Source organism: Bacteroides acidifaciens (assembly GCF_024623065.1).
Taxonomy (GTDB): domain Bacteria; phylum Bacteroidota; class Bacteroidia; order Bacteroidales; family Bacteroidaceae; genus Bacteroides; species Bacteroides acidifaciens.
The window spans coordinates 22,865-43,978 of record NZ_JANJZR010000034.1 but is presented as its reverse complement, the minus strand read 5'-3'; the positions used below and the strand labels follow the sequence as shown (position 1 = coordinate 43,978).

The following is a 21,114-nucleotide window of genomic DNA, read 5'->3' as shown; positions in this document are numbered from 1 at the left end:
TAAATATACATAAAAGTTCTCTCATATCAGCGGATAGAGAGAACTTTTTTTTCGGTGGGGACTTTTTAGTCAGCCCCCATTACTCATCCATTCCAAGTTACTACTGTAGTCTGAATACCACAGGCACAGTATATTTCACTCGAACTTTCTTGCCATTCTGTACTCCGGGCTTCCATTTCGGCATAGAGCTTATCACACGGATAGCTTCTTTGTCCAAATAGGCATCCACCCCTCGTACCACTGCCGGATTCGTAATCGTTCCGTCTTTGTCAACAACAAACTGAACAATCACTTTTCCTGCTGAACCCATTTCTTGAGAAATAGTCGGATACTTGATATTGGTACCCAAATACTTCATCAAAGCAGCCATGCCACCGGGGAAGTCCGGCATGATTTCTACATGTTCATGTATTACATCTTCTGCCACCTCTTCTGCTTCCACAACTGGTGGTATCCAAACAATGTTAGGAGCCGCGTCCATGTCCTCTCCTACCGTAGAAACATCATCCGCCACCTCTATATCGTTTTTTACTATTTCTAATATATCCACGACCTTAGTTTCGGGAGGTGGAGGCGGTTCCAGTCTCTCTTCCGGGAATGTGATTGGAACTAACTCTGTAACATAGATGGATTCATCATCTGGTGATAATGCCGCAATCCTGACATCATGCTGTGTCCATTCGAACGAAACGAACATGAAGGCAAGCGCAACAACCAAACCCATCAACAACCAAGAACCTCGTTGATTCTCAATTGCAGCCTTTTTTGATTTCTTGGCTTCCATAAAAAATGTGTTTAAGTAATTAATAATAGAAAATATATAGTATATATACTACTTTTCGTTTTTCTTCTTAAAGCATTACTTAAAGTGCTCTCTAGCTGCAATAAATATAGTATTTTTATGGATAGACTGTTACATTCGCTCTTGTTTATTTCATTCTTTTTCCTTCTTTTCGATAAAATTTATGAAAAGATCATCACTCGCCTCATTATGGCAAATCATTTCATATTTTTCTTCCACTTGCCCCACATCACGAGCACAAAGCATCATCTTTGTAATAACCAATGAAAAACAGCCCAGACTATATACATGCAAGTTGGATACAATCTTTCATCTTTCACCGATTTGTATAAAACCGTCTGTTTATCGTACTTTCCAAACGTTAATAGTTCATTCCCAATCTTTCACCACATCATTCATCTATCACTACTTGCCACACTCAAAACTACCGCTACTTTCCGCCCAAAGTATTAATAAATAAGTTCCGTTCTATTAGAAGCAAACTTCCTTTCCATTGATTATAAACCTCCTCTCTATTAATTACAAACTTTAAATGCAAGTTCCGTTTTTATAAACGCAAGCTTTGATTATAAAAACAAAGCTTGCAATTTTATAATCAAAGCCTTCATTTATAGTTTTTAATTAGTCAAGAACAACTTTGCTATTAATCAAAAGCAACTTTACATCTAATAGAAAGGAAGTTATCTATTAATAGACTGCGGGGAAAGTAGTATATCCAAGGCCCTAAGTCAAGAATACAGGACATTTATTTGCAGAGCCCGATAATAAAACATACCTTTACTCGCCTTTTTAAGCAAAAGGCATCAACAAAAAACATATTTATTATGAAGCTTACCCTAACACGAGACAACGGGGATACCTCAACCATGCGAACGCTGGACATAAACTTGCAAATGGAAGCGATGAAACATGAAACGAAAGCCCAACCTGTCAGCAATCTACGAACAAGCATTCGTTACGCGTCACCGGGCTACCGGCTGGAGGAAGCCAAGAAACTGACAAAAGTCATCCCCGCCGCAACCTTCCGCAAGACAGTCAACGGCATACAGATGACCGGATACAACGGAATCATACAAATAGAAGTGAATCACCTGGCAAACCATATGGAAGTGAACCGTGTAAAACAGGAAGCTGCCGAACTTTCGCAAACATTTGCAGCCTTCATGGGTTCCGGAGGACATTCCGTAAAGATATGGATACGATTTACACGACCGGACGAGTCACTTCCCCAAAAACGAGAAGAAGCGGAAATCTTTCAGGCACATGCCTACAGGAAGGCAGTCAGCCTGTACCAACCCGTCCTTTCCTATCCCATCGAGCTGAAAAATCCGACACTGGAACAGTTCTGCAGACAGACTTATGACCCGGAACTTTATTATAATCCCGAGTCTACCGTATTTTATATGCGGCAACCGTTGGAAATGCCTTCGGAAACAACCTACAAGGAAGCCGTACAGGCAGAAACATCGCCATTCAAACGGCTGATTCCGGGATACGACAGTTTCGACACATTGTCCGCACTCTTCGAGGCAGCCTTGAATAATGCATACCAATCATTAAGCGAGTTATCGCCGAGAGTTCATGCACGTTCGGACGAAGACCTAAAACCTTTGTTGGTTCAGGTAGCGAAAAATTGCTTTCAGGCGGGGATACCGGAAGAAGAAACCATCCGTTGGGCGACCGCTCATTTCTATACCAGAAAAAAAGAATTCCTTATCCGGCAAACAGTACAGAACGTATACACATGCGAAAAGGGCTTCGGAAAGAAATCTCCCTTGTCGGCAGAACAGGTACTAGAATTCCGGACGGAAGAGTTTATGCAACGAAGGTATGAATTCCGCTATAATACGATGACGACGGTCACGGAATTTCGCGAGCGAAATGCGTTTTGCTTTTATTTCCGCCCCTTGAGTACCCGGGTACGCAACAGCATTGCCATGAATGCGAGACAGGAAGGGCTCAACCTTTGGGACAGGGACATTATCCGCTACCTGGATTCCGACCGTGTTCCTATTTTCAATCCTATTGAAGATTTTCTATTCGGGTTGGATATTCGTTGGGACGGACGCGATCGGATTCGGGAACTGGCCACCCGTGTTCCCTGCGACAATCCCCATTGGCCCAACTTGTTTTATCGCTGGTTTCTGAATATGGTGGCGCATTGGCGTCAGACTGACCGGAAATATGCAAACTGCACCGTGCCGCTGCTTGTCGGCCCGCAAGCATACCGAAAATCGACATTCTGCCGGAGCCTGCTTCCACCCGAGTTACAATCATACTATACCGACCGCATTGATTTCAGCAACAAACGGGATGCGGAATTATCCCTCAACAGGTTTGCGCTCATCAATATGGATGAGTTTGACCAGAACGGAGTCAGCCAACAGGCATTCTTGAAACATATTATACAAAAACCGGTTATCAACATCCGCCGTCCGCACGGGACAGCTACCATGGAGATGCGCCGCTACGCATCCTTCATCGGAACAAGCAATCACAAAGACTTGTTGACCGATACTTCCGGCAGCCGACGTTATATTGTCATTTCCCTGACCGGACCGATTGACTGCTCGCCTATTGATTATGAACAACTGTATGCACAAGCCATGCACGATTTACATAAAGGAGAACGATACTGGTTCGACACGGAAGATGAAAAAGTGATGACCATGAATAATCAGGAATTTCAAGTAATGCCTATTGCCGAACAGTTATTTCACGAGTATTTCCGAGCAGCCAAAGAGGAAGAAGAATGTGAGCAGTTGCTCGCTATTGAGATTTTGGAACAATTACAACGTGACAGCAAAATTCATGTATCCATTTGCAGTATTGTACAGTTCGGAAGGATATTGCAGAAGAACAAAATCCCTTCTGTGCATACCAAACGTGGGAATTTCTATAAAGTGGTACGAATCAAGCCGGGAAAAGAATGATTTAGATGAACGCTACATCCGGTGAAAGATGACAGATGCTGATTGTTCGTATTTTCATCTTTCACCGTCATAAAACGCCGGTGAATAAAGAGTTTCAAGAAGAAGGTGAAAGATTGAAAGATAAAAAACTGTTTTGCTATAAGTTGATTTTATCTTTCCTATCGTTAGAAATGATAGACCACTTCTTCCTATCCGCATCTTCCCCTATCCACCTGTCCTGCTTCCATTTCATGTCCGAAGGCATCAGCCAAAGACTTATTTGAAAGCAATTATAGGAATTACCTTTGTACTTCCATACTGTTGATACTTATAGTTTCCAATTTGTCTTGCGCATTTTCCTTGTGGAGCTTTTACTATTTGATTGTTATAAAAATTACTACCCTCTTGAGCTAATATTAAGACTTCTAAATCAGAAGTAAAGACATGTTCTGAAATGGTTTCTCTAATTTCCAAAGCAATGGCATCGCCAGAATCCAAAACTTTCTGTACTTCAAAATTTTTCCTACTTACACATTCACCGGGTTTCTCAAACAATGTTTTTCCGAAATCCTTTTTTTCAGTAACAGTTCTATTTGATTTCGGTAATTCTACACCATCAACTATTCTAATAGCTGGTACTGTTTTCTCTATTTCCATTTTAGTACTATACTTATAAGTACCCACATGTTGAGCGCACTGGTCGTTTTTAAGAACGATTTTTTGGTCATCATAGAACTGTTGGCTTTCATTCGGCATAATAAAAACTATTGAGCCAAAAGATTCATCAGCGTAAGCCAATGCGCATCCAGATTGCACTACTTGGAATACTTCAAATTGTGAGTATTCCATATAATCACCGGGTTCTTCAAACATTTCAAGTCCAATAATTCCCGGAGTGTTAGAAAGATTAACGTAAAATGCGAAAGCGAATGTCAGCATAATACCTGTGATTACACCAAGCACGTAAATAATCCATTTTTTCATATCACTTTAGTTATTAAATCATAATCAATAATTTAAAGTCCTCTTTGGACATTTTCTCGATTGAAACGAGCCATTCAAGATAAGAAATATCATCTTTAATTTCTCTGAAACATATCGAACCAATTCTTATAACAAAGTGCTTGATTTAATCTATCAGCAAACCAATGAGTTACGAGGAGTAGAAAAGAAAAGCGGAGAGAGTTTTTCAACTTTCTCCGCCTCAGTACCCAGACCCGGTACAAACCATAGAAATCATAGGAAAACAAAAGAATTTATTCACCTTATTATCAACAACTTGCATATTTCTTATTTTCTCCATTTTTGCCATATTTTGCCCATTTTCTGTTATTCAGTACACTTTTAGTACACTTTGAAATATCATTTTCTTTTGTACCTTTGCAATATCAGAAAACAAAAGAAAATCAACTATTTAGCGTAATCACCCGGTTATGGTACCTAAATCGGGATAAAACCTCTAAACAATGGCAAAGTTAGAAAATAAAACGAAAGAAAACCCCAAGTTAGAGCAGAATAAGCTCTCGGATGGTAGAATTAGCCTTTACTTAGAGTATTATTTAGGTAGAGAGGAAAAACCCGTATTAGATGAAAACGGCAATCAAGTGTACTATGATAGTGGAAAGATGCAAGGCAAGCCCAAGTTTGCAGTAAAGCACAATAGGCGAAAAGAGAACCTTAGTCTGTATCTGATAGATAAGCCCCGTACTCCTGCGGAACGCCAGCGGAACAAAGAAACGTTGGAACTTGCCACAAAGATACGTGCAGAGCGTGAGCAGGAATTTAAAGAAAGTATGTTGGGCTATCGGTTAAAAAAAGATAGAACGGTCAATTTCTTAGACTATTTCCAAGCCTATATCAACAGTTATACCAAGAAAGATATTCGCATGGTACAAATTGCGCTTAGCCGTTTTAAGGACTTCTTAAAAGAGCAATACCCCATGAATGAGTTTAGTATCAAACCGGAACTTATTACCAAAGAAATGATGGAGCAGTTTGTAGCCTATTTGCAATCCCGAAGTGTGGGTGAGGGAGCTAAAAGCATTTACCAGCGTTTTAAGAAAGTTATTCGATATGCGATTGACCACGATGTAATGTTGAAAGACCCGTGTAAAAGTGTTACCTGTAAAGTGGATAGCCAAATGCTTCGAAAAGATGTTCTTTCTCCCGAAGAAATACAAAAGTTGGCGGCTTGCCATTATGACAACGAGAACCCGAATGTCAGACGGGCTTTTATCTTCTGCTTATACTGCGGTCTGCGCTTCTGTGATGTAAAAGACCTTACCTATAAGAATGTGGATTACGCTAATCGGTTATTGAAGTTTGAGCAAAGCAAGACAAAGGGACATTCTGTCAGTAGTGGTGTGGTTATTCCTTTGAATGACGGTCTATTGTCTATCATTGGTGAAGCCCCGGCAGATAAAAACTGTTTAATATTCGATTTGCCTACTTACGAAAGCTGCTGTAAGTCAGTAAAGCGTTGGGTAAAGAGAGCCGGAATAGACAAACATATAAGCTGGCATTGTGCAAGACATTCGTTTGCCGTGAACATTCTGAATAATGGGGCAAATATCAAAACCGTAGCCAGCCTTTTAGGGCATAGCGGATTGAAGCATACGGAGAAGTACACCCGTGCGGTGGATAAATTGAAAGAGGAAGCAATAAACAGCTTACCCGAACTAAAGTTTTAACCATAAAAGACTTATCTTTGTAACTATGAACTTTGAAGCATTAGTAAAACATATCAGCACGATACAGAACACGTTGCAGGCACAAGCCGCACATGCTGTAAACCTTGCCCTTACTTCCCGTAACTGGCTTATGGGTTGCTATATCGTAGAATTGAAGACCGTGCCGCCTACGGTGAACAACTGTTGAAGAAGCTGGAACAACGACTGAAAACAAAAGGGCTGAATGAACGTAGATTCCGTGAATTTAGGCGGTTGTATCTTGTTTATCCACAACTAAAAAAACCTGTTACACAATACATTGCATCACAAATTCAAATTCGGCAGTCATTGACCGCCGAATTCACTGAACCAACTCGGCGGTTGATGACCGCCGAATCTGAAAGTGGAGTTTGGAAACTATCAACAGAATACCCACAAACCGAAACATGGATGATTCCAGCTGATAGATTATTCAATAAATTATCTTCCACCCATTTAAACACTATATCGGGAATTGAGAACCCGGTAAAACGTGCTTTCTATGAAATGGAAACTATTCGTGGCTGCTGGTCTGTAAAGGAGTTGGAGCGACAAATCGCATCTTTATATTACGAACGTAGCGGACTATCCAAAAACAAAGAAGCCCTCTCCGCTTTAGTCCAGCAACAAGCAACCTTATTACAACCTAAAGATGTTATCAATACTCCTGTTACTTTGGAGTTCTTAGGGTTGAATGAACGTGCATTGGTGACAGAAACTGATTTGGAACAAGCCATTCTTGACAACCTGCAACACTTCCTGTTAGAAATGGGACATGGCTTCTGCTTTGAAGCCCGGCAAAAACGCATCTTGATTGATGAAGATTATTTCTTTGCCGACCTTGTGTTCTATCACCGTATTTTGAAATGTCATGTTATTGTAGAATTGAAGATAGACAAGTTCCACCATGAGTATGCTTCGCAACTAAATATGTATCTGAACTATTTCAAAGCGGAAGTGATGCAGCCGGATGATAATCCACCTATCGGTATTCTGCTTTGCACTGAAAAGGGAGATACATTAGTAAAGTATGCCACAGCCGGATTAGACCCAAATATCTTTGTACAGAAGTATAGGATAGAGCTTCCAACAGAAGAAGAAATAAAAGAGTTCATTTCTTCCTCAAACTATGAGAGTTACAAACTTTAAAATTGGCGAAAAGAAAAAGGTTATTTCTTCTTTCGCCAGCATATACTTTCAGTCAATAGAAATAAGTCTAGTTCGTTTTGGATATATATACAAAAGCACAAACTAAACTCACAATAAAGTGGATTAAAAAAAGAGAAGATGTTTTGATAAAGTCAGGAATCTATTTTTGCTTTTTGAGAGAACAACTCACGAAGTTATTCTATATTTCAATTGTAATTAGTTTATAGTATGGAAGATTTTAACTCACAATATGCCAACCATTCGAAATTAGAACAGCTAAAGCAGTTCATTTTGGAACATGGTACTTATATCGAACTCAAAAAGGGCGAACGATTCACTATTCAAGGCAAAGTGAATCATCGGGGAGCTTATATTGAACACGGCTTATTGAGATATACTCGTGTGGATGAAAAAGGAAACATACACATAGTAGGATATACTTTCTCCGGAGAATTTGCAGGAAGTTTATGCACTCTTATAGAACCCAATCAACCGTCATTAGTAACAATTGAAGCCGTTTGCGATACAAAGATTTGTTATATGTCCTATTCAAAAGTGGAGGAATTCTTTGCTGCAAATGTAGAAACCATGCAACTAAAATGTACGCTTGTTGAACAATCATACTTATTAATGTATCATAGATTAATGGATATGTACTGCAAGACCACAGCAGAGCTGTATCTTGACTTATTGAATAGATGCCCCAATATTCAAGAGTACATTACGTTAAAGGAGATTGCTTCTTTCTTGCAAGTCACACCGGAAACAATCAGTCGCATACGCCGTGGACTGAATAAATAGCTTACGATAATGAATGATTTTAATACATATCTCAACAATTTGGACTATTCCCATGTAAAAGATTTATTTGCGAGAAAAGGGATATTGCGTACTTACCATAAGAAAGATTTCTTTATCCGGCAAAATGAGGTGGAACGTTTTGCTGGATGGGTAAAACATGGCACATTTCAATATACGCATATTGACGAAGAAGGAGAAGAACACATTGTAGGATATGCTTTTACCGATGAATTTGTATGTGACTATTCTTCTTTTATGAAAAGTTGTCTGTCAGCAGTGAGCATTCAAGCGTTAACAGACTGTTCTGTTTATGAAATATCACGCCATGATATTATAGAATGTTGGGAAACGAATATGGAAACTCAACGATTAGGAAGATATGTAGCTGAAAATCTATATGAAATGGTGTATGAACGATTGCTCGATTCGTATTGTACACCTGAAATACGATATCAAAGACTAATGAAACGTTGTCCTGACCTTAAAGATACTATACCCTTGAAAAGTATAGCTTCTTTCTTAGGGGTTACTCCTGAAACAGTTAGTCGCATACGCCGCAAACTGGAGAAATAGCCAATCTTTTAACATCCATTATACCGGGGTCTTGACAATTGTCAAGACCTTTTTTCTTTATTCTTCCGTATTTTGCATTCATGATTTAATAACATTGATATGATACGTAAATTAACACAAGAAGAATATAATAATGCGGCTGATTTGTCCTATCAAGTATATATGGAATGTGGCAGGAATGATTTCACCCAAGAAGGTATTGAAACCTTTAAAAGTTTCGTGTATGACACATCGTTGATGAATACACTTGACATATATGGTGCTTTTGACAATCATTTATTGATAGGAATAATCGGTGTACATCAAGAAAGGCAACATATATCCCTCTTCTTTGTCTTGCCACACTATCATCAGCAAGGAATAGGGAAATCGCTATTTGATTATATGATGAGCAATTGTAATTTCACTTATATAACAGTTAATTCTTCAACCTATGCAGAAACTTTTTATACATCTTTAGGCTTCAAAAAAGTGGGTGAAAAAGAGATTAATAAAGGTATTGTTAGTATCCCTATGAAGAGAAATATATAACCCGTTGGCGGAATTAAATTAGCGCATATTTAATTCTGCCAATAGGTCTTTGATTTTTGTAGTTAATATATTGTAGGATTGTCAGTGCGCTAATTTTGCCGATAATTCGGGTAAACAATCCTTCTATGTCTTTCGCATAATTTCGTTCAATCATAAACTGGTCACAAAGCTGTGAGAATAGAGTTTCTACTCTTTTTCTTGCCTTGGCGAAACATGCCAATGTCGGTTTCCAATCTTTCTGGTTGCTTCTATACGGAACTTCCAATCTGATATGGGCGGTCTCAAAAAGGTCCAGCTGTACATCAGCACTGATATAGCCTCTATCTCCAATTACTGTGCAGTCAGAGTAATCCACTTTGACATCTTTCAGATAATGAATGTCATGTACGCTTGCTTTTGTCAAGTCAAAGGAATGAATAACCCCACTCAATCCGCACACGGCATGTAACTTATAGCCGTAGTAATAAACTCCTTGTGATGCACAATATCCAAACGATGGAGCTTTCTCTATTTCATTTTTGCCCATAGAACATCGCTTGGCACGAGCAGGACGACAAACTTCTATCGGTTTTGAATCTATACAGAAGTAGTCTTCGCCACCATCAATAGTTGCTGCCATCTTTTCTCGAATGGCAGCACAAAGAGAAGCCGTGAACTTTCTCCTGTCATTGTATTGCCGACGGGATATTAAATGAGGAATCTCAGATTGATATTCTCTCAGTTTAACAAACAAAAGGGATTCACTGTCAATGCCAATGGATTCAGAAGCCATACCCAGAGCAACTACTTCCAAGTCGGAAAATCTGGGAACGACACCACATCGAGGTATATTACCTTGCTTGTTGACCAAATTCCCTGCAAACTGCTTGCAGATGTCGAGAAATTTTGCGAATATTGCATATAGGTTGTGCATATATGAATTAGCTATTAATTGATTAGGAACCATTAATATACTAATAATCAATATCATGCACAACTTTTTATACATAAATATTTTATATTCTTAATTCCGCCAACGGGTATATATAATTATTGTCAATCACTTAAAATAGAGATAAGATGAAAAAGAAAATTACTTTATGTATGGTGCTTTCCACATTCATTATTTGCGCCATGTTATGTCTGACAAATTGTAGTAACGATGATGCCCCTACTTCTGTCTTCACCCCCGAAGCCTATAATCCCAATAAGATGGTGTGGACGTTGAAGAAGATGTATTAACGGATAAGGCTTAAATGAAGTGTGGATGCGACTAATCAGATAATTTCAAACGTTTGGAAAACAGCAATATTTTTGTTGTTTTTTTTATTTCTCGCCCGTCCAGTCAATGCACAAGTACAAAACGGGTGGACTCCAAACGATTCTGTCCGATTGGCTAAAATGCTGAAAGGAGAAATGCCTATCCATATTGATGATGCTTTTAAAAGGGAATTAGAACAGTCTATTATTGGTCATTCGCCAAAAGACGATAATAGATACTGGGATGATTTTAGGTTAGATATTGATTTTAAAGAAGATTTTCCGAATGTAGCAAATATTGGGTGCGCCACAACGTTTCACAATAAATTAAATCATAACAATAATCTATTGAATGGAAATCTAAAATGCAAAAGCCTTATGTTCAATAGTCGGATAGATAAAAATCTACCTCTTATAAAGATTCAACAAAATACAAATATGGCTATTCCTTTAAATAAGAAACTATATTTTAGTGTATATGGAAACTATACACTGGATAAAAAACGGAGTGTGATACTTCCTGCAACTTCTATCCCTTATCAGATAGGAGCAGGATTTTCATATGAGATAGGCAAATATGTCACTATTAAATCCCAAACGAACTACCAATATAACATAATACAAAGAAGATGGGAATGGTTCTTTGGTGCAGGAGTTTCTTTTACCTTTTAATAGTTTTGTAATCAATAAACTGAATTCGTATGATGCGATTAAATAAAATAATAACATTGACATTTTTCTACCTATTTTTAGGTTGCTATCAAACAGTCGCTTGGGGGCAAACGATTAACGGAAAAATAATAGATGACAAACAACTACCTATAGACGGTGCGACTATTATTTTGCAAGCAATGGATTCGACCTATATAGGCGCATCCATTTCCAATTCCGACGGCATATTCGTTTTTAAAAGCCAACAGAAAGAATACCGCTTGATAATACAACACCTTTTATATGAGACTAAACAAATGGTAGGTAAGGGAAATAATGCTGGAACTATTCAACTTCAACCTCAAGACTATGCTTTGGATGAAGTTATTATAAAAGCAGAACATCCTTTTGCAAAAGTAGAGAATGGACTTTTAGGATATAATCTTGCTGTTCTTACCCAAAATCAACTCGTAAACAATGCTTATGAAGCATTGACAAAGATACCGGGAGTACAAGAAGATAGAGGAATACTAACTTTGGCTGGAGCAGGAAAACTGACTGTTATTTTAAATGGTAAACCTACAACAATGGATGCCGGACAACTTGAAACAATTCTGCGCAATACTCCGGTTAGTCGTATAGAAAAAGCAGAAGTAATGTACAGTGCGCCTCCTGAATATCATGTACGGGGTGCAGCTATTAATATGGTTTTAAAACATTCAAACGACTACTCTATTCAGGGGGAGATAAGTGCTAACTATAAAAACCAATATTTCAATGATGGAGGAATGAATGGAAACTTTCGTTTATCAACTCCCAAAATGGCTTTTGATGTAATGTACGGAGCAAATAACGTAAAAAAGATGGAGTACATAGACCTTGATTCCAAACATACACAAAAAGGTGAACTACATAATATCATACAAAATGAACAGTTGCGTAGCAAGTACTGGAAACACGACCTTAGAGCAGCTTTTGAGTATAACTTCAACAACAAAAACAATATCAATATAGCATACACAGGTAGTTATACCCCCGACCAGTATAATAATAGCCGGACATCAGGCAATTACCAAACCAGCAATGTCGATAAATATATTGACAATCAAATGCGCAATATTACATTGCAATATCATTCAGGCTTCGGACTTGACATAGGTGGTGATTATACATATTATACTTCTAATAATGCCCAAAGACTATATGCTGATTATCAAGATGGAAGTCAGAGTAGTTTCTCTATGGTTGGTGGACAAAAAATAGACCGCTACTCTATCTATGCAGACCAGAAACAATCTCTATCAAAAGGATGGAATCTGGGTTATGGAATTTCCTATCGATTTGCCAAAGATCTTGATTTTCAAACTTATGATAAAGTGACAGGTAACATTCAAACTCAAAATACATATTCCAATCTAAGAGAACAAACTACCAGCTTTTATGTATCATTGAGCAAAAACTATACAACAGGTACATCTTTATCCGTTTCTGCTACGGGAGAATATTATACTATTGGAAATTATCATAAATGGGCAGTTTATCCACAAGCATCGTTGACTTATTTTAAAACACCGAAACATGTGTTTCAACTTTCATTATCTACGGACAAAACTTATCCAAGCTATTGGGATATGCAATCTTCCGTCAGCTATCTTAATGGATATACAGAATTATGGGGAACACCGAATTTGAAGCCAATGACGAATTATAATCTGAATGGAAGCTATATTTTTTTGAATAAGTATATTCTTAGCCTGTTTTTCACGCATACATCAGATTATTTCACACAAGCTGCCTATCAATCTACTGACAGGCTGGCACTAATCTATAAAAACACAAATTGGAACTATATGCAGGTGTGGGGAGCAAATATCATATTACCCTTTAAAGTAGGAAACTGGCTGGATTCCCGATTAACCTTAGTCGGTATGCAAATGCACCAACGCTGTGATGATTTTTTCGACATCCCTTTCAATCGTAAGAAATGGGTATTTAGCGGCACACTGGATAATACATTTAAAGTAAATAAGAATTTGTCTTTCGAGTTAATGGGAAATGTACAGACCCCCGTCATACAAGGGACATTTGATATAGAATCTATTTTTAATCTCACTGCCGGATTGCGATGGAATTTCGCAAATGATAAATTGAGTTTATCTGTCCGTTGCTATGACATATTTGATACAGGGATGCCTGCAACAAAAGTCCGTTTCAAAGGGCAAAACTTGAATATGGATAGCGGATTTTATTCACGAGCATTTACTCTGCATTTCAGTTATCGCTTTGGTGGATATAAGAAAAAGGAGATAAAAGGAGTAGATACATCAAGATTTAGATACTAATTCAAAAATGATATGAGAACATTGTTACTAATTCTGAGTGTTTTATGTTTTGGTTCATGCAAAACATCATTGATTACCTATCGAAATGGATATATATTTGACAAGCAAGGTGAAACGATTGGTAATTATACTAACGGGTATATTTATAGTTCAAAGAGAATACTTAAAGGATATTATTCCAATGGGTATATTTATGATGATAATCACAATATTGTAGGAAATTATGCAAATGGATATGTAAAAATGAAAAACAAAGATGATTAATAATATAATTTCAACACTACATGGAAAGTGTATTACAACAGAGATTTTTCCGTTTATTATCGGAATACTCGCAGTATGAAGTTTCTGAATTAGAGTTAACAGAAGCCATTGAAGAATTGGCTATCCATTTAGCAGATTCCAGTATGAACGAGCAGGATTACAACGTTTTACTGCGTTATTTTTCCTTTGGTTTACACCGTCTTAAATCGTATCGTGTACGGTTTGAGCAAGAAAAAAATGCCCTATCTGCATCTAATTGATGAAGCGATAGGGCTTTTAAACACTGAAATACGCCTTATTGAATGGCGCATCAAGTACCCGAACCAACTACAGCAATGTATTAATAAACAAATCATTTCTCCTCTTTTTCTTGCAGACAAAACAACTCTTATCAACATCATGGAAATGGTAAGCGGTCTGTTCCTCTCCAAAGACATCGTATATAAGAACGGAAAGCCTGCCTATTTGGTGGATTTATCTAAAGGCTTTGAATGGTTGTTCAATATCAAGATAGGCGACTATTACCAAAAACATGAGGACGTGATAAAACGGAAGCCGGGCAAACTGACCGAATTTCTTAATGGACTGGCAGACCTAATCAAAAAGGAACATGACAAGAAAGGATATAGATAATCAGCAACTTATGGTTTATTTATAGGGGATTCCATTAGTTCCCCTATAATTTCTTTGCATCCATTTTTAGAACTTTGCTTCATCAATCGATTGACAAATAAGAATGTATAACCTGAAACATGAAGCAATTATGTATATAGAGAATGACGAATTTGGTGAATGGATGCAGAAGCTGTATGCCAAACTGGAAGAACTCTGCAAAGATGTACGGGTACTACGCAATGCAGACAGGGTACTGCCCGAAGATGACAACCTATTGGATAATCAGGACTTGTGCCTGCTGTTCAAAGTAAGTATCAAAACCCTGCAACGCTACCGGGCTCTCGGTGCGCTGCCATACTTCACTATCAACGGAAAAGTGTATTACAAGGCTTCCGATGTACGGGAGTTCATCAAAGAAAGGTTCAGTATTACCACGCTACGCCAGTTCGAGAAAGAACACTGCACGAAGAAAAAGAAGTAAATCTAAAAAGCCGGAACGGTGAATGTACTTCATCATTTGTTCCGGCTTTCCCTGCTTATGGCTTGCCCAACTTATCGGCTTCTTTCTTTAGCTGTTCGGCTTGCTCGTTCAACAGCCTTGCACGTTCCAACGCTTCCGCCTGCTTTTGGATGCGGTATTCAAAATCCATCACTGAATCGGTCAGACTTCGGATAAAACCGTTATCCCGTTGCCACTTGAACTTGTTTTCCAGCATATCAAGAGTTTCCCCGTCTGCCTGTCCTTGCATCAGCAAATAGCGATATTTCATATCGTTGTCCTGCAACTGCTGCATACGTTCAGCCAAACGGACATTCAAAAATATGGAAACGGAACAGACAACCAGCACTGCCGAAAAAACAAACAATCCCGGACTAATCCAAGAAGCGACCTTGTTGTAAATCCGTTGATAGAACGGTAAGGGCATAGCTTCCTCTTTATCCATCTTGCAAGAGCCCAAAGTATCAATCATTACCTTGAAACAACGGTAGGTTTCCAATGTTATTTTCTTGGTGTCCTCTATGTTCTTCTGCTGACCTCGCATCCTGCTCCTTATGTCGTCAAGTTGGCTTTGAATAACCTGCAACTTTTCTTCGGGAACAGCCGAATTACTGTGCAGTTCCGACAACGCTTGTTCTATTACTCCCAGCCGTTCGAGAGTTTCCTCCCGACTGGCTGGCGTTACCTGTGCTTCCTGCTTCTCTTTCAGTTCCGTAACCATAGAGAGAAGCCCCTCTAAAATCAAATTATCCTCCATGTCTTTACAGTTTAAGTCGTTTTTTCTTTTTCTTCTTTCTCAAATTAAAATTAGGTTCTTCATCCACTGGGGGAGAAGAAGCGGAAAACAGACCGAGCGAACCAGTTATCAACGGACTGTCAGCCTTGCCCGGTGCAGGTACTTGTTCCCGAACAGGTGCGAAGGTTGTTTGCCGTTGGCTTCCGGCAACATTCATTCCTGCATCCCCGAAACATTTATCCAGTTTGGAAAAACTGAAACTGCGGTCTATCTCCGAACCCTTGAATGTGTATTCGCCTTTGGAAAAGGATATGCCCTGTATCTCATCGGTCTGTCCCTTTCGTTTGAACTGGACGGTGATACCCTTTTCCGCTAACCGCTGCTGTAACTGCTGCCAGTTACGGGATTTGCCGATTTCATTCTTCACAGCCGTGTAAATCTCGTATTTCGACTTGTCCGGCTCTTTCAATCGGTGCTGCTTTACCTGTTCTTTTCCGCCAGCAAAATAAAGCCCGTGTTTGGTTTTCAGCTTCTTGCAGACCTGCTCGTTACGGTACATATCGTTCCTGTCCGAAATGGTCCTGCCGTTGTTGTCTATGCGGTTGAATACAATATGTACGTGCGGATGCTCCCGGTCTTGGTGGCGCACGATGATATACTGCGTATCGGTGATTTTCATTTCACGCATATACTCCTGTGCAAGCTCTATCATTTTCTCGTCCGTCAATTTGGGTACATCCACTGCCGAATAGCTTAACGCAATGTGTCCGACCGGCTTCTTCAAATCGGGATTCATCCCGGTCTGCATACAGAAGCTGCGGATTATATCGCTCCAGCTTTCCGTCAGAACCCCGTCCGCATGAAGCAAAACCGCCTGCTCCTTGCCAAGCACATAGTTCACACAGCCCTTAAAACCGCTTCCCTTTTTTATTTTTCCAATCATCCGACAAATGATTTATGATTTCAATAATCCTATTTTTGAGCTTCACCAGTTCCACCGCCACCAATGCGAAACCTCCGGCATTTGCCCTATGCGCCAGCTGATTGATGTTGTTGGCTTCCCCTGCCAGCTTGCGGATGGTGTCCGCATCCTGCCTGTTCAGCCGGGGTATGACCTCTGCCGAAACAACTGCCTGCCGTACATACTCACTGACACGCAACCCGGCTTCTCCGGCTCGCTTCCTGATGGCGTAATACTGCAACTCGGTCAGTTTCGTACTGACAACCCGTTGCTGCTTCTCTATCCGTTTCTTTGCCGGACGTCCCCCCGGCTTATCCTTTATATTCGTCATAGGTTTTTACGTTTAAATGGTGTCTTAAAAATTGCGACCAACGGGAGAAATTTTCTTTGCGATGAGCAAAGCAAGGTAGTTTCGGTTTACCGAAACATAACCTTGCTCTCCCTATGAAACCGCCAGCCGCTGGCAATCCTGCCGGATTAAATGCCCCTGCCTCTCTTTTGTTTTTGGGCGGCACGTTGTCCGGTTTTCTGCTTCGTTTCCTGTACTTGGCTGGCTGCGTTTTTCTGTTCCTGCTTCCTGCCGCACAGATAATCGTTCAAGTCCGAATACCCTCTGTAATTGTGCGAGAAGTCACGCACACGGTAGGAGTATTCCAATTCGATAGCCCGTGTTGCCTTATACCCTGTCTCATCATTGTCAAGCATACAGTGGATGCGTTCATACGGGTATAGCACATCAATGGCTTTCGGCACATTGACAGTCGAGTTAAGAATAACATAGTCCTGCCTGTCAAGGTCAGGCATGGTCGGACAGTTCTTCATCCGGAGCGTAAGGAAAGAGAGGTAGTCCATGAATCCCTCGAATACCAGACACTTCTCTCTCGGCTCTCCCTGCTGCCGTATATGGGTGATGTCTTTCGGGGCAATGCAGCCTTTGAAAAAGGAATTGCGAACCTCGTAACCTCCTGCCATGTTCGGAAACCCGATAGCAAAGAACGGCTTCCCGTTATTGGTAAAATGAAGTTCCTTACATTCTCTTTTTGCCAGCTCAATATTGATACCCCGTCCCTGCAAATAACGGAGCAATGCCGGATGAGTTAAGTCCCGGACTTCCAAATGTTGGAAACTTGGTTCTGTCCTACACTGGGGAAAAGAAAAACTGACTGGGCGAACATTCGGGGTCTGCTCTTCTATCCTTTTTAAAAGGTAGGGCAGACTGTCGGAAAAGTAAAGTTCCTTTGCCAGGGCGATGATGTTGCCGCCTTTCCCTGCGCCAAAGTCATACCAAAGGTTGCGGTCTGTATTCACCTTAAAGGACGCTTCGTGTTCCTCTCTCAGTGGTGATTTATACCATAAGCCGTTACCCTGCTGCTTGACGGGCGAATAACCTAAACTATGCAGATAGTCTGCAATGGGTATTTGTTTCACATCTTCGATGTTCATAACATTTTCTTTTTGGGGATTAAAAAATAGTTGAAAAGTGCACCAGTCCTGTTTAGTCCGTCATATATATACCCGTACCATACTAAACCTGCCTGCTGTCGATACCGGGAAACAGACAGTCCGTTCCGCTTATATATACACCCGGACTAAACCAAACCGACTTTTAATAATGAAAATCAGGATTGTAGCGATAGCCCTTACCCTCTTTCACAATCATGCGCTTGTTCACAAGGAACTTGTTAAGCGACACAAGGACATTGCGTCCACGCTCGTAACCTATACTTGCGTAACCTTGTTTCAATGCCGCTATCACATTGGAATAGCCTTGTACAACCTGCTTACCGAAACCGTTCTCCAATGCTTCCCGGTGCTGCTGTTCCGTCAGCTCTGTAAGCGGAAAGCGTCTGTCCTGCTTGGATTGCTGGAATACATAACCGTTCATGACTTCGGGCAAAGCGTTATCATTGATGCGAAATGCGAACGGGTCAAACTCCCGGTCACGTATGTGCATCGCCTTTACTTCACTTATATTGCCGTCCTGCGTGCTTTTCGTGATTTGCAGGACGGTTTCAGCTTTGTTGTTCAGCTCTGTACCGATATGTCCTCTTGTGTTATCATCCCCCTTGTTCAAATGCAGTACGGTATGGATATGCAGATTATACCCACTTGACCAGCGCATCAAAAGGTTGATTAGGTCGGTCGATTCGCTCGGACTGTTGATGTCGTACATCAAATCACGGATTCCGTCAATAATGAGCAACCCCACATCGGGCATATTCTCTAACATATAGCCAATTATCTGCTTACGTTTGTCGGGGGTCTGCTCCCTTAACACAATGAAAACAAAATCGTCCACATCTTTATCGGTCGGCAGTCCGGCAAGGCGCAAAATACGTTCCATGACCTTATGGCAATGGTACTTGCTCTGCTCGGTATCAACATAGAGAATTTTGCGCTTGTTCGGTGGCAGATATGCCGAATACTTCAAAACCTCGTCATTCTTCAATGCAGCCGCAACAATGGCGGAAATGTTGAATGTCTTTTTGCTCTTGGCTTTGCCTGTGGATGCACTGAAATTGCCCAACGTGCCGATAGTAGAACCGTTCACCCAAAGAATTTCGGGCGGTACTTCATAAGTGTCCGTCACCTTTAGACGAATGGTTTTCCAAAGGGCTGCAAAATCTTCTTTCGTCATGGCTGTACCTTGTCCGATTTCCTCTTTCGTCTTGTTTTCCATAGCCATTATTTCTTTAGAGGACGGTTAAGGATATACTTCTGCGCTTCCTGCTCTATCTGCGCCTGCGTCTTCACCGGGTTCTGACGCAACCATGCTTCCAGCTCAGCCTTTTCAAAATAAAGCATTTTGCCTTGTGGCTTGTAATGGGGTATCAAGTTACCCGAAGTCAGCTTGTACAGGTAACTTTTAGAAAGGTTCAAGAACCTGCTCGCTTCATCGAAGCTAAGCACGTTCTTTGAAAGGAACAACATCTTTTCGAGTTCGGAAACTCTTAACTCCAAGTCTTTTTCCATATCGTTTGGGATTTTAGGTGAAACAATATGAAGGTGCGCACCCTCGTCTTTTGTGTTAACGGGGGCAAAGTTAAGAGGTTGAAAATGAAGTCTAATTGACCTTTGTTTGAGCGTTCAATCTATGCTCAACCTTTTTGCAGTTGTTTGATGTATTTGTCTATGATTTCATATCCTTTCGGATAGATGTTCTTCGCCTGGTCTGTCGCACTCGACAAGTCAGTACGTGTAAGCGGTTCTCCTTTTATCTTCTTCAATATCAACTTGTTGTTTGCTATAACTGACTGCCACTCATAAACGATGTAGTTATAACAGCTGAGTTGCATCATTAGATAAGCCAACAGACGGGTATTATTAACTTTCAATACACCGTCCAACTTACAGTTGAAAAAATCGGTAAGTATTTTGGTGCTGACAGTAGTAGTAAACATATTCGCTTCGTTCACACATTCGGTCAGAAGTTTGATTTCATTGGCTTTCAAAGTGGATTTGAAGGGATTGCTTTTACCCACAATCTTGGCTGGAGTGGTTTCTACACTTTCATCTTTTTCTTTTGGCAAGACTTGTTCTTTAGTGGCAACAGAATCTGTATAGTATTTGCTCTCCTGCTCTTGCAGAAAGTACAAATACTTGGAAAGTACCACAAGGCTAACGATGATGGAAAAATAGGGAAGCCGTTCATCATAGCAAGACGGTTCATGCAAATATGCATCCATATCAAAATCAGAACAGCGGAAAACGATGTACTTTTTCCTCTCATCAGAGTTCAAGTCCTCAAAATAACCGCTTTCCCACAAAAAATCAGGAATATCCATATCCAATACAATGTTACGCACGACACGGTATTTTTGTTGGATGGCTACAATATTTTCAGTCACACGGAAAATTTCTTGTCGCAAATAATCCTTTAGCTGGGCTTGCGTCAAATATTCACGTTTTAAAAATAGTGCATCTACTTTAGTTTTATAGTCATGAGCTATACAACTATCTAATATCTTCTGTATTCCTCTGAAATTGGTTTCTATATGATTTTCCATAATCGTGTGCCTTTAAACGTTCTTACTACAAATATAAGGTAAGAATCTCACTTTTCCCGAAAACATCGGCAATAATAAGGAAGAAAAGACAGGATAAGAGTTAAGAAATTATAAAGATACAGGGAGAAAAATTATAAAAGTACACCTTTTCTTTGTATTCGTCATTCAGTACACATTTAGTACGCCCTATAAAAGCAGAAAACCCTGACAATCAGGTGATTATCAGGGTTTATTCGTACCCAGACCCGGGGTCGAACCGGGATGGAAGTGAATCCACTGGTGTTTGAGACCAGCGCGTCTACCGATTCCGCCATCTGGGCGCAT

At 40.0% G+C, this 21,114-nt stretch carries 22 protein-coding genes, 1 tRNA gene and 1 pseudogene; 13 read left to right on the top strand and 11 right to left on the bottom strand.

Annotated elements, in window-relative coordinates; translation table 11 throughout:
* Positions 1 to 100: 100 nt before the first annotated feature.
* On the bottom strand, positions 101 to 784 hold the full coding sequence (locus NSB03_RS11595) for an energy transducer TonB (RefSeq protein ID WP_024988428.1): 684 nt from the start codon (positions 782 to 784) through the stop codon (positions 101 to 103).
* A gap of 842 nt (positions 785 to 1,626) precedes the next feature.
* On the opposite strand from NSB03_RS11595, the gene NSB03_RS11590 reads away from it, so the two are divergent.
* On the top strand, positions 1,627 to 3,735 hold the full coding sequence (locus tag NSB03_RS11590) for a BT4734/BF3469 family protein (protein WP_024988427.1): 2,109 nt from the start codon (positions 1,627 to 1,629) through the stop codon (positions 3,733 to 3,735).
* Positions 3,736 to 3,990: 255 nt separating this feature from the next.
* On the opposite strand, the gene NSB03_RS11585 is transcribed toward NSB03_RS11590, so the two are convergent.
* Positions 3,991 to 4,698, bottom strand: a complete 708-nt coding sequence (locus NSB03_RS11585; protein ID WP_024988426.1) for a hypothetical protein — start codon at positions 4,696 to 4,698, stop codon at positions 3,991 to 3,993.
* Between the two features lie 482 nt (positions 4,699 to 5,180).
* Between NSB03_RS11585 and NSB03_RS11580 the strand changes: the two genes are divergently transcribed.
* The 5 genes and pseudogenes from NSB03_RS11580 (at position 5,181) to NSB03_RS11560 (ending at position 9,476) form a co-directional block, all read left to right on the top strand.
* Entirely contained in the window at positions 5,181 to 6,404 is a 1,224-nt protein-coding gene (locus tag NSB03_RS11580) for a site-specific integrase (protein WP_024988425.1), read from the top strand.
* Between the two features lie 25 nt (positions 6,405 to 6,429).
* Positions 6,430 to 7,571, top strand: a pseudogene (locus NSB03_RS11575) (PDDEXK nuclease domain-containing protein).
* A 228-nt stretch (positions 7,572 to 7,799) separates the two neighbouring features.
* Positions 7,800 to 8,372, top strand: a complete 573-nt coding sequence (locus NSB03_RS11570; RefSeq protein ID WP_009860058.1) for a Crp/Fnr family transcriptional regulator — start codon at positions 7,800 to 7,802, stop codon at positions 8,370 to 8,372.
* A gap of 9 nt (positions 8,373 to 8,381) precedes the next feature.
* Positions 8,382 to 8,945, top strand: a complete 564-nt coding sequence (locus NSB03_RS11565) for a Crp/Fnr family transcriptional regulator (protein ID WP_009860057.1) — start codon at positions 8,382 to 8,384, stop codon at positions 8,943 to 8,945.
* 99 nt (positions 8,946 to 9,044) lie between these two features.
* Positions 9,045 to 9,476, top strand: a complete 432-nt coding sequence (locus NSB03_RS11560; RefSeq protein ID WP_015546400.1) for a GNAT family N-acetyltransferase — start codon at positions 9,045 to 9,047, stop codon at positions 9,474 to 9,476.
* A gap of 13 nt (positions 9,477 to 9,489) precedes the next feature.
* Here NSB03_RS11560 and NSB03_RS11555 read toward each other — a convergent pair whose 3' ends face one another.
* Positions 9,490 to 10,464, bottom strand: a complete 975-nt coding sequence (locus NSB03_RS11555; RefSeq protein WP_024988424.1) for an IS982 family transposase — start codon at positions 10,462 to 10,464, stop codon at positions 9,490 to 9,492.
* Between the two features lie 71 nt (positions 10,465 to 10,535).
* Here NSB03_RS11555 and NSB03_RS11550 point away from each other — a divergent pair, with 71 nt between their 5' ends.
* From NSB03_RS11550 to NSB03_RS11520, 7 genes are all read left to right on the top strand, one after another.
* Positions 10,536 to 10,697, top strand: coding sequence for a hypothetical protein (locus tag NSB03_RS11550; protein ID WP_167371345.1), 162 nt, complete (start codon positions 10,536 to 10,538; stop codon positions 10,695 to 10,697).
* A gap of 21 nt (positions 10,698 to 10,718) precedes the next feature.
* The gene (locus NSB03_RS11545) at positions 10,719 to 11,387 is read left to right on the top strand and encodes a hypothetical protein (protein WP_024988423.1); all 669 of its coding nucleotides are present in this window, start codon (positions 10,719 to 10,721) and stop codon (positions 11,385 to 11,387) included.
* A 29-nt stretch (positions 11,388 to 11,416) separates the two neighbouring features.
* A complete protein-coding gene (locus NSB03_RS11540) occupies positions 11,417 to 13,708 on the top strand; it encodes an outer membrane beta-barrel family protein (RefSeq protein ID WP_024988422.1) in 2,292 nt (763 codons plus the stop codon).
* A 12-nt stretch (positions 13,709 to 13,720) separates the two neighbouring features.
* Entirely contained in the window at positions 13,721 to 13,972 is a 252-nt protein-coding gene (locus NSB03_RS11535) for a 4-fold beta flower protein (protein ID WP_128824472.1), read from the top strand.
* A 20-nt stretch (positions 13,973 to 13,992) separates the two neighbouring features.
* Entirely contained in the window at positions 13,993 to 14,232 is a 240-nt protein-coding gene (locus NSB03_RS11530; protein ID WP_024988420.1) for a hypothetical protein, read from the top strand.
* A complete protein-coding gene (locus NSB03_RS11525; RefSeq protein WP_024988419.1) occupies positions 14,186 to 14,605 on the top strand; it encodes an RteC domain-containing protein in 420 nt (139 codons plus the stop codon). Before NSB03_RS11530 ends, NSB03_RS11525 begins: the two co-directional genes overlap by 47 nt.
* A 130-nt stretch (positions 14,606 to 14,735) precedes the next feature.
* Positions 14,736 to 15,068, top strand: coding sequence for a helix-turn-helix domain-containing protein (locus tag NSB03_RS11520; protein ID WP_024988418.1), 333 nt, complete (start codon positions 14,736 to 14,738; stop codon positions 15,066 to 15,068).
* 55 nt (positions 15,069 to 15,123) lie between these two features.
* On the opposite strand, the gene NSB03_RS11515 is transcribed toward NSB03_RS11520, so the two are convergent.
* From NSB03_RS11515 to NSB03_RS11480, 8 genes are all read right to left on the bottom strand, one after another.
* Positions 15,124 to 15,843, bottom strand: a complete 720-nt coding sequence (locus NSB03_RS11515; RefSeq protein WP_117987799.1) for a hypothetical protein — start codon at positions 15,841 to 15,843, stop codon at positions 15,124 to 15,126.
* 4 nt (positions 15,844 to 15,847) lie between these two features.
* Positions 15,848 to 16,765: a relaxase/mobilization nuclease domain-containing protein gene (locus NSB03_RS11510; RefSeq protein ID WP_024987965.1), complete on the bottom strand. Its 918-nt coding sequence runs from the start codon at positions 16,763 to 16,765 to the stop codon at positions 15,848 to 15,850.
* Entirely contained in the window at positions 16,731 to 17,114 is a 384-nt protein-coding gene (locus NSB03_RS11505) for a MobC family plasmid mobilization relaxosome protein (RefSeq protein ID WP_024987964.1), read from the bottom strand. The genes NSB03_RS11510 and NSB03_RS11505 overlap by 35 nt, the downstream gene beginning before the upstream one ends.
* A 146-nt stretch (positions 17,115 to 17,260) precedes the next feature.
* Positions 17,261 to 18,226, bottom strand: a complete 966-nt coding sequence (locus NSB03_RS11500) for a DUF8464 domain-containing protein (RefSeq protein ID WP_005782049.1) — start codon at positions 18,224 to 18,226, stop codon at positions 17,261 to 17,263.
* Positions 18,227 to 18,389: 163 nt separating this feature from the next.
* A complete protein-coding gene (locus tag NSB03_RS11495) occupies positions 18,390 to 19,469 on the bottom strand; it encodes an AAA family ATPase (RefSeq protein ID WP_369888742.1) in 1,080 nt (359 codons plus the stop codon).
* The gene (locus tag NSB03_RS11490; RefSeq protein WP_005633171.1) at positions 19,469 to 19,756 is read right to left on the bottom strand and encodes a helix-turn-helix domain-containing protein; all 288 of its coding nucleotides are present in this window, start codon (positions 19,754 to 19,756) and stop codon (positions 19,469 to 19,471) included. The genes NSB03_RS11495 and NSB03_RS11490 overlap by 1 nt, the downstream gene beginning before the upstream one ends.
* 125 nt (positions 19,757 to 19,881) lie before the next feature.
* Positions 19,882 to 20,790, bottom strand: coding sequence for a hypothetical protein (locus tag NSB03_RS11485; RefSeq protein WP_024987962.1), 909 nt, complete (start codon positions 20,788 to 20,790; stop codon positions 19,882 to 19,884).
* Positions 20,791 to 21,026: 236 nt separating this feature from the next.
* Positions 21,027 to 21,110: transfer RNA gene (locus NSB03_RS11480), tRNA-Leu, on the bottom strand.
* Positions 21,111 to 21,114 lie beyond the last annotated feature (4 nt).